Source organism: Pseudonocardia sp. Cha107L01 (assembly GCF_052566575.1).
In genome coordinates this window covers 2,963,099-2,979,062 of record NZ_CP199579.1, presented here as the reverse complement: position 1 = coordinate 2,979,062, position 15,964 = coordinate 2,963,099, and the positions used below count along the sequence as shown (strand labels likewise).

Genomic DNA, 15,964 nt, shown 5'->3' with positions numbered 1-15,964 from the left:
ATGGGACTGCTGTCTCGCGTTCTCCGTCCTCGGCTAGAGGCCACCGCGCACTGCGACCTCCCCTGCGGCGTGTACGACCCCGCGCAGGCCCGGATCGAGGCCGAGTCGGTGAAGGCCATCCAGGAGAAGTACCAGGGCAACGATGACGCCGCTTTCCGCGCGCGCGCCATCGAGATCAAGGAGCAGCGCTCCGACCTGGTCAAGCACCACCTCTGGGTGTTGTGGACTGACTACTTCAAGCCGCCGCACTTCGAGAAGTACCCGGAGCTGCACGAGCTGTTCAACAAGGCCACCAAGGCCGCCGGCGCGAGTGGCACCAAGGGCTCGAACGACCCGGCCACCGGCCAGGAGCTGCTGGACTACATCGCCCAGATCGACAAGATCTTCTGGGAGACCAAGCAGGCTGCCTGACCGAAGGTCCGAAAGCGGCGCTGACCAGCGGGAACACCTCCCGTCGGTTGGCGTCGTTTTTCGTTGCTGGGTGACCTTTCACGGCCTGGAAACGGCCCAGCCGGCCCAGAGATGGCCCAGATGGGCGTCCACCACCCGTCCCGCCGATCCTCACAGGGCCAAGGTCGGGTCATCGCGCTGACCAGGCGTCTTCGAGCGCACACTCCCCTTGGACAACGCCCTCTAAGGTCCGCGCCGACCCCGTGACTTACCGTAACCGTCCTCGGTGAGAGGATGGACTATGGATCTCACGGGTTGACTGAGGAGACCGAGTTCGAGCGGCTGGCGCTGGATACGGGGACCCCGCTGGTCGACCGGCGGAACACGACCCGCAGGGTTTGAATACGTACCGTCCACCAGCTCCTAGATCGGACTTGTGGTCGCTATCGGTTCTCGAGATGAGCGAGCGCGTCGCGCACTACCGCGTCGCGGGCGAGCTTTCGGTCGAAGAGCGGTCCGGCGACTCCCCGCAGCGCGGCGAGGGGCCGCCATCGTCCGGGCACGGTGATGGAGGTCCGTCGGCGTTGCAGCCCGTCCGCGATCGCGGAGGCCGCCGCCTCGGGCTGGATCCGGGTGAGCAGGAAGTCGGGCGAGGCGGACAGCAGGGACTGCAGGTGCGGGTCGGCGTCCAGGCTCTGCCTGGTCATGTCGGTCTCGATGATCGAGAAGTACGCCGTCATGGTTGAGGCGCCGTGGCCGGCTAGCTCGACGCGCAGGCCGCGGCCGAGCTGTTCGACGGCGGCCTTGCTCATTGCGTACGGGATGGCACCCGCGCCGTTGATGTAGGCGAACACTGAGCTGATCAGCACGATTTGGCCTCGGCTCCGGAGTACCGGTTCCAGCGCGGCCGAGACGGTGTTGACGACGCCGGCCACGTTGACCGAGAGCACGCTGCCCACTTGGTCGGGGGTGAGCGCGCGGAAGGTGGTGTTGCGGCCCAGTACACCGGCGTTGGCGACGACGACGTCGAGTCGGCCGAACTCGTCCAGCGTCCGCCGCACCGCGCCCTCGACGGAGTCGAGCCGGGTGACGTCGCAGGCCAGCGCCAGCCCTCGGCCGTTCGGGAGGCTCGCCGCGCCGCGTTCCGCCGAGGGCAGGTCGATGTCGGCCAGCACCACGTGTGCCCCGCGCCGGGTCAGTGTCGCCGCGGTGGCCGCACCGAGCCCGCGCCCGGCGCCGGTGATCAGGACAACCTTGTCGGTGAGCGAGTAGCGCGGCATCTCAGCTGTCCTCGCGTTGTGCGTGGCCGTGTCGTGTGTGGCCGTGTCGTGTGTGGCCGTGTCGTGTGTGGCCGCGGTCGGCTGGCGGGAGGTTGGGGAAGGCGGGAGCGCCGATTCCGAGGTTCCCGGTACTGGCCAGCGGTCGTATCCGCAGGAAGACCCCGACCTTGTGGGTGTCGGTCTTCAGCGCGTGCTTCATCGCGTGGGCATGGCCGCCCGGCGCGTAGGCGTAGTCCTGGGCCAGGGTGAGGGTTTTCCAGAGGCTGATCGAGGTGTGTTCGAACGGCAGCTTGGACGACACGTCGATGCTGCCCTGGTGGCCGGGGTGGTGGGCGGCGCGGCTGGCGGCGTGCATGTTGTTGTGTACAAAGTTGGCCAGGTAGCGGGGCCGCAGGATGCCGTGCACGACCACTACCACGGGCTCGTCAGGGGCAGGCGGGGCTGCTCCGGCGGCGCACGGTGTCCAGCCGTGCCAGTTGTCGCCCTCGTTGTTGACCCGGACCCGGACGACCTCGCCGTCGAGGCTGAAGTGGCCGCGTCCGGCGAGGGCCGGACGCAGCGGCCCGCCCCAGGCCGAGGCGGCGGCCTCGGGTGACTCCCACGCCGCGACGAGGGCGACTCCGCCGGGAATCAGCCGGGGCACGATCGCGTGGGTCCCGTTGTTGGCGTGGTTCACACTGGCCGCTCGAAGTCCCTCGACCCCGCCGGCCAGTGCGGCGGTGACCGAACGTCTCCACCGGATAACGCCGCCCGCCGGGCGCTCGAAGGCGTCGATGGTCACGAAGTCGGGGTTGCGGTCCTCGGTGTGGGTCATGGCTCCGCCTCCTCAGCCGCCGCGCTTGGAGCGGAAGGACGCCCGGCCGTTGCGGCGCAGCAGGGCGAGCGTGGCGGCGAGGCGCCCCCGATCGACGTCGGGTTCGAGACCCGCGCCGATGCGGTGCAGTTGGTCGGCGTGCCAGCCGAGGTCGAGCAACCCGTCGAGCGTCTTGAGGTCGGTGACCTTGCCCAGCACGCGGCGCATCCCGTAGCGCAGCTGGTGGGCGGTGAGCGCGTCCGCGCGCCTGGAGAGGATTACGTCGGCGGCGTCGGTCGTGGTCGCCGTCGGCCGGCCGATGCCCACGACGTCGCACTCGCCCGCCTCGACCGCCGTGTGCATGGCGCTGCGGGTGCGGAAGCCGCCGGTGACCGCCAGTGGGATCTCGCCTGCCAGGTCGCGCACGGTGCGGGCGTACTCCAGGAAGTAGGCCTCTCGGGCCCGGGTGCTGGCCGCGGCCGTGCCCATCATGGCCGGCTGCTCGTAGCTGCCGCCGCTGATCTCGATCAGGTCGAGCCGCTCCCGCGCGAGCGCCCCCACCACGGCGCGCGACTCCTCCTCGGTGAACCCGCCGCGCTGGAAGTCGGCCGAGTTGAGCTTGATCCCCACAGCGAACCCGGGCGACACCCGCGCCCGGATGCGGCGCACCACCTGCAGCAGGAAGCGCATCCGCCGCTCGGGGTCACCGCCCCACTCGTCGTCGCGCCGGTTCGACCGCGGTGACAGGAACTGCGCGACGAGGTAGCCGTGCGCGCCGTGCACCTGTACGCCGTCGAACCCGGCCGTCTCGCACACCGCCGCCGCGGTCGCGAACCGCTCAATGATGTCCTCGATCTCGGCGGACGTCAGCTCTCGGGGCGTGGCCGCGCCGGGCAGGTCGAGCGGGACCGCGCTCGGTGCGACCGGGGTGTGCCCGAGCGCGAGCGGGTTCGACTGGCGCCCCGGATGGTTGAGCTGCACCCAGATCGGGACGCCCCCGTCCTGCGCCGACTTGGCCCACCGGGTCAGCCCGTCGAGGTCGCGCTCGTCCTCGATGACGACGTTGCCCGGCTCGCCGAGCTGCGCGCGATCGACCATCACATTTCCGGTGACCAGCAGCCCGTACCCGCCCTGGCTCCACGTCGTGTAGAGACGCTCGAGGCGGGCGTCCGGAGCATGACGTCGGTCGCCGAGCGCCTCGCTCATTGCGGCCTTCATGATCCGGTTGGGCAGCACCTGGCCGCAGGGCAAGGTCAGCGGGTCACGCAGCGCGGTCATCGGGATTCCTCCTGTCGTCGGTGGGTCGGGGATCGGCGGTCCTGACAAGGCGACGGAGCGTCAGCCGGCCAGGCGGTTGAGCTTGCGGAGCTGCTTGTCGAAGGCCCGCCGGGGCGCTAGCCGGCGCAGCGTGCTCACGCGCCTGGCCGAGGGGCCGGCGGCGTAGCGCGGCCTCGGCTTCGGGTCGGTGGCCGCCGCGACGATCGCCCTGGCCACGATGGCGGGATCGTCACCCTGCCTGATCCCCGCCGCCAGCACGTCGTCAGCGGTGCGCCGCTGCGCGGCGTAGACCCGCACCGGGGTGTCGGGTTGGGCGACGTTCGTGTCGAACCCGGTCCTGGTGTAGGAGGGTTCGACGAGCAGCACCCGCACGCCGTGCTCGCGCACCTCGTGGTCCACCGACTCGGAGTAGCCCTCGAGTGCGTGCTTCGACGCCGCGTAGATGGCCCCGTACGGCGCCGGAATGATGCCGAGCACGGACGAGATGTTGATGATGCGCCCACCGCCCTGAGCGCGCATGTGCGGCAGCACGGCCTTCGTCATACGCAGCGTGCCGAAGAAGTTGATGTCGAAGACCCGCTGGTCCTGGGCGAGTGAGCGTTCCTCGTCGGCGCCCGCCGAGCCGATCCCGGCGTTGTTGACCAGGACGTCGATGCGGCCGAACCGCTCGATCACCCGCCCGACCACGTCGCTGACCGACTCGGCACTGACGACGTCGAGGTCCAGGAACGTCACGCCGTCGATCGGGGGGACCCCCGATGTCTTCCGGCTCGTGCCGACGACCTCGAACCCCGCCGAGGCCAGCGCCACCGCGGCGGCTTTCCCGATGCCCGAGGACGCACCCGTTACGAGCACCACCGGCCTGTCCGTCGCCATGGCTACCTCCCGATTGTTGAAATTACGATCATAATATTATTACCATAAGATGAAAGCCGCCCGAGGGCAAGTCGGTCCGGCGGCGAGTGAGGAGTGTGTGGTGCGGTACGGCACAGAGCACAAGCAGGCGACGAGGCGCCGGATCATCGACGCGGCCGGACGCCGGTTCAAGCAGGACGGCATCGACGGCTCGGGAATCGCCACGGTCATGAAGGACGCGGACCTGACCAACGGCGCCTTCTACGCCCACTTCATCTCAAAGGACGACCTCGTCGCCACCGTGCTCACGGAACAACTTCGCGAACAGGCAGCCGGCTTCGAGGCGCAGGCACCCAACCACGCCGGACTCGAACGGATCGTCCGCGAGTACTTCTCGGCCGAGCACCGCGACAACCCCGGGGACGGCTGCCCGTCCGCGGCGCTGCTCGACGAGATCGGCCGCTGCCCCGACGCGGCGAAACAAGCCTACACCGACGGCGTGCTGGCCCTCGCCGGCGACATAGCCACTCGACTGGCGCCGACCGACCCGGATTCTGTGCGAGTGAGGACGCTTGGCCTCTTCGCTTCCATGATCGGGACGTTGCAGCTCTCCCGCGCCGTCACCGACCGGCGGCTCTCCGATGACATCCTCAACCAAGGCATCCAGAACACGCTGATACTGCTCGGACTCGAGTCCCGGACCTGACAGGCATCTCCGAGCCTGTCGCCGAGTTCTTCGCTGAGCAGGTTCAGCCCGCGGGGCCTGCTGGTGGGGGCGAGTCTTGAAGCGTGCTCGTCGCGCCGCCTTGACCTCCATTGATGGTCGTCGTACGATCATAATATTATGATCGTACGACAAAGGATGGTCATGACGAAAGCTACCGAGCCCGAGCGCACGAACCACACGTTGTGGAAGCACACCCCGACTCGCATGATCGAGGCCGGGGGCATCCGGTTCGCCTACCGCGAGCTTGGCCCCAGCGGCGGCGTCCCGCTGGTTTTCCTGCACCACCTGACAGCTGTCCTGGACGACTGGGACCCCCGCGTCATCGACGGCATCGCCACACAGCGCCACGTGATCACCTTCGACAACCGCGGTGTCGGCGCCTCGAGCGGATCGGTGCCCCACACGATCGACGAGATGGCCGCCGACGCCGTCACATTCATCCGGGCGCTCGGCCACGAACAGGTCGACCTGCTCGGCTTCTCACTCGGCGGCGGAGTGGCACAGATCCTCACTCTCACCAATCCCGACCTGGTCCGCCGCGCAATCTTCACCGGTACCGGCCCCGCGGGCGGGGGCGGCATCGACAAGATCACGGGAATCGCGGTGAGTGCGTACCTCAAGGCAGCGCTGACCCTGCGTGACCCCCGGCACTTCCTCTTCTTCCCTCGCACGACCGAAGGCAAGCAAGCCGCCACGGGCTACATGGCGCGGCTGAAGGAACGCACCCACGACCGGGACAAGGGCATCTCGCTCCAGGCCAGGCGTGCGCAGCTGAAGGCGATCAAGGCCGCCGGTCGCCAGGCGCCCCACGACCTCAGCAAGATCCACCAGCCCGTCCTGGTGGCCAACGGCGACAACGACCTCATGGTCGCCAGCGAGCACTCACACGACTTGGCCCGCCGCATCCCCGGCTCTGAGCTGGTCATCTATGAGAACTCCGGGCACGGCGGTGTCTTCCAGTACCACCAGCAGTTCGTGCCCAAAGTCCTGGAGTTCCTCAAGCGCTGACCACGCCGCCCGCGACACCCGTCGAACAGAGAGCACGAACTCGCGGTCCGACGGGCCCCGACGCCACGCCGTGGCCGCCGGGAACCAAGAAATCTGGAAACGAACATCATCGAGCCAGGCGCATGGCCTGTCGGCGAGGAAAGAAGAGAACACATGCCGTCTGTACTGGTAACCGGCGCATCATCGTGAACGGACCAGTGGAGGGCTTGTCTCTCGACGACTTGTCACGCCAACTCGACATCAACATCACCGCACAGATCCAAGACCGTCCGGCACAAGCGAGTGTTCGCGCTGGCAAAGTACGACAAAGCGCGTGAGATCCCGCTCTCCGAGCCAGTCAAGCTCGCACTGGCTGCCCACCTGAGGAGATTCCCGGCCGTCGACATCACTCTTCCGTGGGATGTCCCGACCGGGAAACCGACGACCGTGCGGCGCGTAGTGACCTCGATGTGGGGGCACGCCATCGCGGCGAACGACTGCAATCGCAACTACTGGAAGACCGCCCTTAAGCACCGGAAGGTGCCCCGCGGGCGATACGAGAACGGGATGCACGAGCTGCGGCACTTCTTCGCGTCGACGCTGATCGACCAAGGTGAGTCGATCAAGGCGGTCGCGGAATGGCTGGGGCACACCGACCCCTCGTTCACGCTCGCGACCTACGCCCACCTGATGCCCAACGGCACCGCGAGGACCAAGACTGTGATCGAAGGGCTCTACGGACGAAGGGACACCCACAGCGGCCCGGCCGGCCCAGCGACGGCCCAGACCGCGGAATGAGACGTATCGGTGCAGGTCAGCGCGCTTGTTCGCCCAGATCGACAAGATCTTCTGGGGGACCAAGCAGGCTGCCTGACCTAGGCCCCGGAAGCGGCGCTGACCAGCGGGAACAACCTCCGTTGGGCAGCGCCGTTTCTCGTTGTCGGGTCACTTCCGCACTGGGGTGGGACCCTAGTTGTGCGCCTTCGCGGGAGCGGGCTTCGCGGGAGCGGGCTTCGCGACAGCGGGCCGTGCGGGAGCCGGCTTCGCGGGGGCGGGCTTCGCGACAGCGGGCCGTGCGGGGGCGGGCTTCGTTCTGCTCCTGAGCTGGTAGCGGTTACCCGCCTTGACGCAGTCGAACCCGTAGTGGGTGTAGTCGCCGGTATTCGGTTGCTGACACTGCTGACCCTGCGCAAGGCATTTGGACTGCCCGCCGATCACCCCGGAGGTGAAGTTGGCTGGGCACTTCTGTGCCGGGGGTGGCGCGGAGTAGCTCGAGGCAGCGAGTGGGGTAGTCATGCTGGTCAGTGCCGGTTGTCCGCCTGCGCTGCTGGCGACGATAAACGTCGCCGCGGCGGCGGTCCCGAGCACGGCAGTGGCAGTAAAGCGACGAATCATTGTCGGTAGCTCCTTTCACGATTTCACCCGACCGTAGCCACCCGGCCGACCGACCGGACTCATGGTCTTTCCAGCGTCGAATGGCCCTACGAAGGCACCCCCTCCAGTCATGCCTTATGTGGGCGGGAGGGCATCTCGGTCACTCCCGCGCCCGTACCGTAGCGGTGATGTCGCTTCTCGGTAATTCCTCGACACCCTTTTCTGAGAGCCCGTTCAGACAACTATTTCTGAGAGTGCCGTCAGTTTCGCGGGGAGTTTCTGACAATTCATCAGCGGGAAAAGAGCAGAGGTTAGCAATCCAAAGTAAAGAGATTCTCAATTTCGAGCCCGGGGCCGGTGCCCCGCTGGAGAATCCCCCCTGACTCAGAGCGGGGCAAGCCGTGGCGTCCAGCTCCGGCAGCCGCCGGATCTGCACCGTCTAGTCAAGAATTCCGTGGGTGACGACCGCCATAGCCGCCCGGTAGCTTTCCCTGGTGTCCGATGACGGGGACCGCTCATGGGTCGACTCGATGCCGGCGGCGTACGACCGGTGGCTCGGCCCCGCCGTGTTCCGCCCGTTCGCCGTTGACCTGGCCCGCCGGGCGGCCCGCCTCGAGCCCCGTCGGGTACTGGAGCTCGCCGCCGGTACCGGGGCGTTGACCCGCGAGTTGGCCGCGGCGCTCCCCGCGGCGGAGGTGACCGCGACGGACCTGAACACCGCGATGGTCGAGTTCGGCTCGAGCCAGGTACCGGCGGCGACCTGGGAGCAGGCCGACGCCCTCCACCTGCCGTTCCCGGACGGACAGTTCGATCTCCTGGTCTGCCAGTTCGGGGTGATGTTCTTCCCGGACCGGCCCGCCGGATTTGCCGAGGCGCGGCGGGTGCTGACGCCGGGCGGCCGCCTGTTGTTCAACATCTGGGACGCGGTCGAGACCCATGGCTTCGCCCGGGCGCTGGTCGCCGGTCTCGAGCGGGCCTTTCCCGACGACCCACCCACGTTCATGTCGGCCGTCCCGCACGGCTACACCGACCTGCGGCTCGTCTCCGCCGACCTGCTCGCCGGGGGTCTGGACCTGGTTTCGGCCGAGAGGGTGACCCTGGAAGGGCACGCCGACTCGGCGGCGGACGTCGCACTCGGGTTCTGCACGGGTACCCCGCTGCGTTCGGCCATCCAGGCCCGGGCCGATCTCGCCGCCACCACCGGCGTCGTGGCGGACGAGATGACAGCCCGACTCGGCGTCGGGCCCGTCTCCGCGCGAATGACCGCACACGTCGTCGAGGCCCGGCCGCCGGGGTGACATCGGCGGGCGGAGCGAGGGCACCGTTAGCTAATTGTGAGTATGCATCCGCGTCCTACCAGGCATAACGTGGGCAACCCCGGGTTCAGTGCCGCGCCGGATCGGAGTGTGCAATGGAGCAACCTCGAGAGGGATCGGCACTGAACGCGGGGCCGGCACGCCGCGTCGGGGTCCGCCGCCGTGCTCTGTTGGTGGGCGCGGCCGCGACGGGCCTCGGCGCGCTGGCCGCGGCGTGCTCGCCGTCCCCGTCCCCGTCGGCGCCACCGACCGCCGCCCCGTCGCCGGCCGGTCCGGCGCCGCTACCCCAGGCGGACGCACTGCGCACTCAGTTCCAGCAGGCCGCGAAGGAGTTGCTGACCCCAGGCGCGGCGCTGATCGTGCGCACCGCGGCCGGTGAGCTGTCCGCGACGTACGGCTCACGCACCGACTCCGCGTCGGACCCGATCACGATGGCCGACCACGCCCGGATCGGCTCGATCACCAAGACGTTCACCGGCACGGTGGTCCTGCAGCTCGCCCAGGAGGGCAAGCTGGACATCGACGCCCCGGTGTCGGTGTACCGCCCGGACGTTCCGAACGGGCGGAACATCACCCTCACCCAGCTACTCGACATGCGCAGCGGCTTGTACAACTACAGCGAGTCGTTCGAGCTCAACAGGTCCCTCGACGAGAACCCGGGCAAGGTCTGGAAGCCGGAGGAGCTGCTCGCACTTGGGCTCGAGCACCCGGTCGACTTCCCGCCCGGCACCGCCTACCACTACTCGAACACCAACTACGTGCTGCTCGGCCTGATCGCCGAGCAGGTCGGCAAGCAGCCGCTCGGGTCGGCGTACCAGACCCGGCTGTTCACCCCACTCGCCATGCACGAGACCTCGTTCCCGGCTGACGCCGCCATCCCGGCACCGCACCCGCGCGGCTACATGTACGGCACCAACGTGTCCACGTTGGACACCGAGACGCTGCCGCCGGACCAGCTGGCCGCCGCCAAGGCCGGCACGCTCAAGCCCAACGACGTCACCGATGCGAGCCCGTCGTGGACCTGGGCCGCCGGCGGCGCGATCTCCACCGCCGGCGATCTCGCCACCTGGGGCCGGGCGCTCAGCGACGGGACGCTGCTGAACCCGACCTGGCAGCGCAGGCGGCTCGACAGCGTCCGGTCGACGAACCCCGGCTCCGCCTCGGCCGCCGGCTACGGCCTGGCCATCGGCAAGTTCGGCCCGATGTACGGCCACACCGGCGAGCTGCCCGGATTCCAGTCGTTCACCGGCCACGACCCCGACCGCATGACCACCCTGACGGTGTGGACGAACCTGAAGGCCGCCCCGGACGGAAGGGCGCCCGCCGCCACGATCGCCCAACAACTGATCGGCACGCTCTACGCGTAGAAGCGTGGGTTTCGGCGCATATGACGTGGGGCCCGACCGTTCTGCCGTGCGACGATCCGGAAATGCCGGTCGAGCACCACCTGCTGGTGGCCTTCGTAGTGACGACGATCATCGCCATGGTGGCTCCGGGGCCGGACATGCTGTTCGTCCTGGGCTGCGGGATGCGCGGCGGCCCGCGTGCCGGGCTGCTCGCGACGGCCGGGGTGGCCACCAGCGAGGCCGTGCACATCGCGGTGGCGGCCGCCGGGCTGACCGCCCTGTTCGCCGCGGTCCCGGTCGCCTTCACCGTCGTGCGGGTCGCCGGGGCCGCGTACCTGATCTACCTCGGGGTACAGCTCATTCGGCGGCGCAACGACCGGCAGGCCGACACGTCGGTCGGTGGCGACGGGATCTCGGGCCGGCAGGCGTTCCTGCGGGGACTGCTGACCAACCTGCTCAACCCGAAGATGATCACATTTACGATCGCCTTCCTGCCCCAGTTCATCGATCCACGGCTGGGTCAGGTCTGGCTGCAGTTCGCGATCCTCGGCGCCGTCATGATCGTGTTCGAGTTCCTCGTCGACGGCACGGTCGGCGTGCTCGGCGGGCAGTTCGGCGGCTGGCTGCACCGCCGGCACGGCTTCCGCCGCCGGGTGGACGTCGCCACCGGCGGCCTGTTCATCGGCCTGGGTGTGCGGCTCGCCGCACAGCGGTGACCCGGAGCGCGCTCTACTCGCTGGCCGCGTCGCGGGCGTAGGAGCGCAGCGGCGGTTCGGCGAGCGTCGGCGGGTAGGTCGCCAGCACCGTCGCCACGTGGCTGCCGTAGCGGGCCTCGTGCACCGCGATGGTCGCCCGGTCCACCCCCGGCATGACCGGCGCGAGGCACACCGCCCGGTCGATCCGGTCCGCCCGCGCCCGGCCGCCGTGGGTCAGCGCGTCGACGACCAGTGCGTAGCCCACCGGGTCCGTGCTGCCCATCGTCAGGTGGTCGGCGACGTGCCCGGGACAGATCTGCTGCACCGCGATGTTGGTGATGTCCCCGGGTCCGGTGTGCAGCTCCGAGCTGGCCGCCGGCGGCAGGTTCGGGACCACCACCTCGTCGAGGTATGAGTAGATCTGGGTGTAGCTGATCCCCGGGTAGGTCTCCTGCCCGGCATTGAGCGCGGTGGTGAACTTCGAGTGGGGCCGCTGCTGCCAGATCGACGGCGCGCAGGCCAGTGCACAGACCCCGTCGGCGTCCAGGGTCCCGTGGTTGGACGGGTCCAGCCCGATCACCGACTCCACCAGGTCGCGGGTGTCCGGCCAGAACTTCAGCGCCCAGCGGCCGATCATCCCGCCCTGGCTGAACCCGACGATCTGGATCGGCCGGTCGGCCCGTCGGTGCATCGTGCGCAGCGCCGAAACGACGTACTCGGCGGCCACCTGGATGTCGGCCATCTCGTTGTCCGGCAGCGTGACCGCGCAGTACGACTGGTGCCGGGCCCGGAACGCCGGTTCGTAGTTCCAGTCGAAGTTGACCTTCGGGTTCAGCGTGGTGCCCGCGATCAACAACACCGGGTCGACGGCGCCGCCCGCGAGGTCGCCGTGGCAGCTCAGGCTCTGCCGCGGCGCGTCCGCCGGGATCCGCAAAGCCGGGCCGTCCTCCGAAGCGGACGCCGGGCCACCGGTCGCCACGAGGAGCGCGGCCGCAACCGCGCCGAGAACCGCGGTGGCCCTACCGGCAAATCTCATCCGTGCCCACACCCCGCCCAGCGCCGTTGTAAGACGAGTCCCTGCTGGAAGGAACGAACAGACCCCGCGCTGGTTACGCCATTCGGTCTAACGCGAGGTGAGCAGCGGGGCCGGCCCGGCGCGGCCGTCGCATGCGCACAGTCGAATATTCGAATTTGTTTATTTGCCTTTTTATCGCCTAGCCGGGGGCTTTCGCGATAACTCCGGACTACGTAGCGTTGAGCCGGTCTGTTACCGACCTCAGGAGGATTACGGTGTCGCTCACAGTTCCGGCAAACTTGCTTGAACAGGCGCAGCGCGGGGACATTTCCGACGACGACTTCATCGAATGCATTCAGAACTCCCTGCCGTACGCCTGGTCGGTGATGAGCGGACTGGCCGGCGACCTGCGGTGCACCGGTGGGCGGGTCGCGGTCAACGACAGCGAGCCACCCGACGAGGCCAGCTGGGGCCAGCTCTTCCGGCTGGTCGGCAGCGATGCGATGCGTGGCGCGGTGGAACGGCACTTCGGCGTGCGGATGGCGTTCCAGAACTGCTGCAAGGTCGGCTTCTTCGACCCGTCGGCGACGGAGGAGCACGCCGAATTCGTCACCCCGAGAGCTCAGGTGCTCAACCAGAAACCCGAACTGATTAACTGCTGAGACATATCACGGCGGTCGCGGCGCGATATTCGGATATCACGCCGCGACCGCACGTGTGCGACTCGGCGTGTGTTACTCGGCGGTGGCCGTGGCGGTTTGGGCGGCTTGCACCGCCTCGGGGGCGGGGATTTGCTCGATCGGGCCGAGCACCACGGTGTAGAAGAAGATCCCGGCGGCCATGATTACCCCGGCGACCACGAATGCCGGGCCGAAACTGCCGGTGGCCTGCACCAGGAACCCGGTGACGATCGGCGCGGACAGCCCGAACAGGGTGTTCACGAAGTTCATCACCGAGGCCACCGCCCCGACGCTGCCCTCCGGCGCGATCAGCGCGGGCAGGCTGTTGCTGACGCAGTAGGCCAGTGTGATGCCGACGGTGCCGACCGTGATCCAGAACAGCGCGACGGCCACGCTGGTGGTGAAGGCGGCGCCCACGATGCCCAGCGCGATGACCATGCCGGCGATCAGCACCGACTTGCGCACCACGGTCTCCTCACGGCCGCGCTTGATCAGGTGATCCACCAGCCAGCCGGGGATCAGGAACTCCACGACCACCGCGACCAGCCACGGGATCGCGGTGAACAGGCCGCTCTTGATCACGCTCAGGTGCATCGCGGTCTGCAGGTAGCCGGGGAGCCAGGTGAGCAGCAGCCAGGTGGTGTAGCCGGCGCAGGCCAGCCCGAGCGCCAGCCCCCAGACCTTGCGGCGGCGCAGCACGTAGCCCAGGTTGGCCAGCGGGTTGGGGTGCGCGACGTCCTCGTCCTGGGCTCCGCCGGTCCGGATGTAGTCGTGTTCGGCCTGGCTCAGCCGCCCGGACCGCAGCGCCTCCTTGGGGTTGCGGTAGGCGACCCAGAACACGACGGCGAACACCACGCTCAGGATGCCGGTGGTCCAGAACGCGCCACGCCAGCCCAGGCTCACCACGGCGATCGCGACGAGCGGGGTGCCGATCACGTTGGACAGCCGCTGCCCGGAGTCGAACACCGCCGTGGACAGGCCCCGCTCGGCCCTCGGGAACCAGTAGCCGGTCACCTTCATCGCACCGGGGAACACCGCCGCCTCGCCCAGCCCGAGCAGGATCCGGGAGAGGATGACCAGGCCGGTCCCGCTGGCGATCGCGGTCAGGAAGCACGCCACCGCCCAGACCCAGGTGGTGACGCGCATGACCCGTTTCATGCCGATCTTGTCCAGCAGCAGCCCGGCCGGGATCTGGGCCAGCGTGTAGGACCAGAGGAAGCTGGACAGCACGATCCCGACCTCGCCCGGGGTGAGCCCGAACTCCTTGCCCATCGGTCCCGCGGCCACCGAGATGTTGGTGCGGTCGAAGTAGTTGATCAGGACGCCGAAGAACAGCAGCACCGCGATGCCCCAGCGCACGTTCCCGATCCGCTGTGCACCGGGCGCGGAAGGGGCGGCGGCGTCAGCGGCGGCAGCGTCAGCGGTCGGAGCTGTACCGGCATCGACGGTGGAGGCTGGTGGTTCGTGCGGAGTCGACACAGTTGAGCCCCCCGATTCGGTTCCCGCGGTCCGGCGCCGCCGCGGTAACGATTTCCCAGCAGTATCAATCCACGCCGGTGTTTCGAGCGGATTGGCGACCGGTTAACACCGATCGCGTGGGCGGGCCGGACCGGTTGCCGCTCAGCTCCGGTCGCGGGTCAGCTCCGGTCGCGGCTCAGCTCCGGTCGCCGGTCCGGCACCGGTCACCGATCCTGCTGATCGCCCAGCCCTGCGCGGCGGCCCCGACCAACAGCACCCAGATGGCCGGCGGGTAGCCACCGGTGGCGTCGATCAGCAGCCCCATCACGAGCGGTCCGAGGCCCGCGACCGTGTAACCCACACCCATCGCCAGCCCGCTGATGGCCGCGCTCGCCGCGCCGTCCGGTATGCGCCAGGCGATCACCGCCAGGCCGAGCGGGAAGCCGGCACCGGAACCGAACCCGATCAGCACCACCCACAGCCACGGGCCCAGCACCGGCGGCAGCGGGACCAACAGCACGCCCACGGTCCCGGCCACCGCGCAGCCGAGTGCCAGCGAAGCCCAGAACCGCCGACGCCGGCGTCGCTCGGCCAACGCCGGGACGATCAGCGCGGCCGGCACCTGGGCCACACTCCACACCGCTACCAGCAGGCCGGCGGAACCGGGCGCCCAACCCAGGCTCTGGTAGTACGGGGCCAGCCAGGTCAGCCAGCCGTAGACGATCAGCGAGGTTCCGGCCGCACCCCGAGCGCCGCCGACCTCGCCGCCGTGCACGCACTGCGGTCCGTGTTGCGCGAGCTGATCACTGCACCGGACGCCGCCGAGCTCGCCGAAGCGGCCGGTGCGCTCGCGGCCGAGGTGGGCGCCGGCGCGGTACTGCGGTCCGACGGCACCGGCGACTGGCAGTGGCAGGTACCCAGCCGGCCCGGTGCCCCGCTGGCCGACGAGCTCGCGCTGCTCACCGCAACCGCCGCGCTGGCCGTGCTGCGCGCGCTGGGACCCGGCCGGTTCCGCCGCTGCGCCTCGCCGACCTGCGCCGGGGTGTACATCGACACCAGCCGGGGCGGGCGGCGCCGCTACTGCGAACCCGACATCTGCGGCAACCGGATCAACGTAGCCGCCTACCGGTCGCGGCGCCGGGCCGCCGGTTCAGCTGGTCGGCCCGGCGCCGACGGCCGATGATGGGCGATGTGACAGCCGAGACGGACACCGAGTCGGACTCTGACCCGACCCCGGCGGCGGTGTTCATCCCGTTCTACCGGGATCCCGCCGGCGCACTGCGGCTGGTGCTCATCGAGCGCACCCAGTTCGGCCGGCACGGCGGGCAGATCGCCCTGCCCGGCGGCAAGCGCGAGCCCACCGACGAGACGATGCGCGACACCGCCGTCCGGGAGACCTGCGAGGAGCTGGGTCTGCGGCCGGACGACCTCGAGGTGCTGCACGAGCTGGATCCGGTGCGGACCAGGTCCACCGGTTTTGAGGTGTGGGCCTTCGTGGGCCGGCTGCTCCGGGTGCCGGAGCAGTGGCGGCCGCAGGAGCGGGAGGTCGCGTCGGTGCTGGACGTGCGGGTGGACGAGCTTGCCGACCCGGCCGCCGAAGGTTCCGAGGACATGGACTTCCCGGCCTGGAACACCCGCCTGCGGGTACCGGTCCGCCGGATCGCCGGGCACACCGTATGGGGCCTCACGCTGCGCATCCTGGAACCGGTACTGCCCCGTGCGCTGGCCGGCGAGTACCCGATCTGACCGGTCGGCCCCGCCGCGGCGCGC

The 15,964-nt window shown here is 69.4% G+C and carries 17 protein-coding genes; 10 read left to right on the top strand and 7 right to left on the bottom strand.

Going from position 1 to position 15,964, the window contains the following annotated elements; translation table 11 throughout:
• Positions 1 to 411, top strand: coding sequence for a superoxide dismutase, Ni (gene sodN, locus ACTXG6_RS14140; protein ID WP_445188252.1), 411 nt, complete (start codon positions 1 to 3; stop codon positions 409 to 411).
• A gap of 422 nt (positions 412 to 833) precedes the next feature.
• On the opposite strand, the gene ACTXG6_RS14135 is transcribed toward sodN, so the two are convergent.
• The 4 genes from ACTXG6_RS14135 to ACTXG6_RS14120 are packed head-to-tail and all read right to left on the bottom strand — an operon-like array spanning position 834 to position 4,599.
• Positions 834 to 1,670 (bottom strand): SDR family NAD(P)-dependent oxidoreductase, encoded by an 837-nt coding sequence (locus tag ACTXG6_RS14135; protein WP_445188251.1) that lies wholly within the window; start codon positions 1,668 to 1,670, stop codon positions 834 to 836.
• A gap of 1 nt (position 1,671) precedes the next feature.
• Positions 1,672 to 2,484: a hypothetical protein gene (locus tag ACTXG6_RS14130; RefSeq protein ID WP_445188250.1), complete on the bottom strand. Its 813-nt coding sequence runs from the start codon at positions 2,482 to 2,484 to the stop codon at positions 1,672 to 1,674.
• A gap of 12 nt (positions 2,485 to 2,496) precedes the next feature.
• Positions 2,497 to 3,741 (bottom strand): NADH:flavin oxidoreductase/NADH oxidase family protein, encoded by a 1,245-nt coding sequence (locus ACTXG6_RS14125; protein WP_445188249.1) that lies wholly within the window; start codon positions 3,739 to 3,741, stop codon positions 2,497 to 2,499.
• A gap of 60 nt (positions 3,742 to 3,801) precedes the next feature.
• Entirely contained in the window at positions 3,802 to 4,599 is a 798-nt protein-coding gene (locus ACTXG6_RS14120; RefSeq protein WP_445188248.1) for an oxidoreductase, read from the bottom strand.
• A 115-nt stretch (positions 4,600 to 4,714) separates the two neighbouring features.
• On the opposite strand from ACTXG6_RS14120, the gene ACTXG6_RS14115 reads away from it, so the two are divergent.
• The 6 genes from ACTXG6_RS14115 to ACTXG6_RS14090 all read left to right on the top strand — a co-directional run bounded on the left by ACTXG6_RS14115 (position 4,715) and on the right by ACTXG6_RS14090 (position 11,062).
• Complete coding sequence (locus ACTXG6_RS14115; protein WP_445188247.1) at positions 4,715 to 5,302, top strand: TetR/AcrR family transcriptional regulator; 588 nt, start codon at positions 4,715 to 4,717, stop codon at positions 5,300 to 5,302.
• Between the two features lie 162 nt (positions 5,303 to 5,464).
• Positions 5,465 to 6,331 carry an alpha/beta fold hydrolase gene (locus tag ACTXG6_RS14110; protein WP_445188246.1) on the top strand — a complete coding sequence of 289 codons (867 nt, stop codon included), beginning with the start codon at positions 5,465 to 5,467 and terminating at the stop codon, positions 6,329 to 6,331.
• Positions 6,332 to 6,613: 282 nt separating this feature from the next.
• Positions 6,614 to 7,108, top strand: coding sequence for a tyrosine-type recombinase/integrase (locus tag ACTXG6_RS14105; protein ID WP_445188245.1), 495 nt, complete (start codon positions 6,614 to 6,616; stop codon positions 7,106 to 7,108).
• 1,070 nt (positions 7,109 to 8,178) lie between these two features.
• A complete protein-coding gene (locus ACTXG6_RS14100; protein WP_445188244.1) occupies positions 8,179 to 8,982 on the top strand; it encodes a class I SAM-dependent methyltransferase in 804 nt (267 codons plus the stop codon).
• A 113-nt stretch (positions 8,983 to 9,095) separates the two neighbouring features.
• Positions 9,096 to 10,367, top strand: a complete 1,272-nt coding sequence (locus tag ACTXG6_RS14095; protein WP_445188243.1) for a serine hydrolase domain-containing protein — start codon at positions 9,096 to 9,098, stop codon at positions 10,365 to 10,367.
• A 62-nt stretch (positions 10,368 to 10,429) separates the two neighbouring features.
• Positions 10,430 to 11,062: a LysE family translocator gene (locus ACTXG6_RS14090; protein WP_445188242.1), complete on the top strand. Its 633-nt coding sequence runs from the start codon at positions 10,430 to 10,432 to the stop codon at positions 11,060 to 11,062.
• 13 nt (positions 11,063 to 11,075) lie between these two features.
• Here ACTXG6_RS14090 and ACTXG6_RS14085 read toward each other — a convergent pair whose 3' ends face one another.
• Complete coding sequence (locus ACTXG6_RS14085) at positions 11,076 to 12,077, bottom strand: esterase/lipase family protein (RefSeq protein WP_445188241.1); 1,002 nt, start codon at positions 12,075 to 12,077, stop codon at positions 11,076 to 11,078.
• A gap of 254 nt (positions 12,078 to 12,331) precedes the next feature.
• Between ACTXG6_RS14085 and ACTXG6_RS14080 the strand changes: the two genes are divergently transcribed.
• A complete protein-coding gene (locus ACTXG6_RS14080) occupies positions 12,332 to 12,718 on the top strand; it encodes an SCO5389 family protein (protein WP_445188240.1) in 387 nt (128 codons plus the stop codon).
• A 72-nt stretch (positions 12,719 to 12,790) separates the two neighbouring features.
• Here the strand turns inward: ACTXG6_RS14080 and ACTXG6_RS14075 are convergent, their stop codons facing one another.
• A complete protein-coding gene (locus ACTXG6_RS14075) occupies positions 12,791 to 14,095 on the bottom strand; it encodes an MFS transporter (protein ID WP_445188239.1) in 1,305 nt (434 codons plus the stop codon).
• A 295-nt stretch (positions 14,096 to 14,390) separates the two neighbouring features.
• On the bottom strand, positions 14,391 to 14,969 hold the full coding sequence (locus ACTXG6_RS14070; protein WP_445188238.1) for an MFS transporter: 579 nt from the start codon (positions 14,967 to 14,969) through the stop codon (positions 14,391 to 14,393).
• Here ACTXG6_RS14070 and ACTXG6_RS14065 point away from each other — a divergent pair.
• Positions 14,964 to 15,377 carry a CGNR zinc finger domain-containing protein gene (locus ACTXG6_RS14065; RefSeq protein WP_445188237.1) on the top strand — a complete coding sequence of 138 codons (414 nt, stop codon included), beginning with the start codon at positions 14,964 to 14,966 and terminating at the stop codon, positions 15,375 to 15,377. The genes ACTXG6_RS14070 and ACTXG6_RS14065 overlap by 6 nt on opposite strands.
• A gap of 8 nt (positions 15,378 to 15,385) precedes the next feature.
• Entirely contained in the window at positions 15,386 to 15,940 is a 555-nt protein-coding gene (locus tag ACTXG6_RS14060; RefSeq protein WP_445188236.1) for an NUDIX hydrolase, read from the top strand.
• The last annotated feature ends 24 nt before the right edge of the window (positions 15,941 to 15,964 follow it).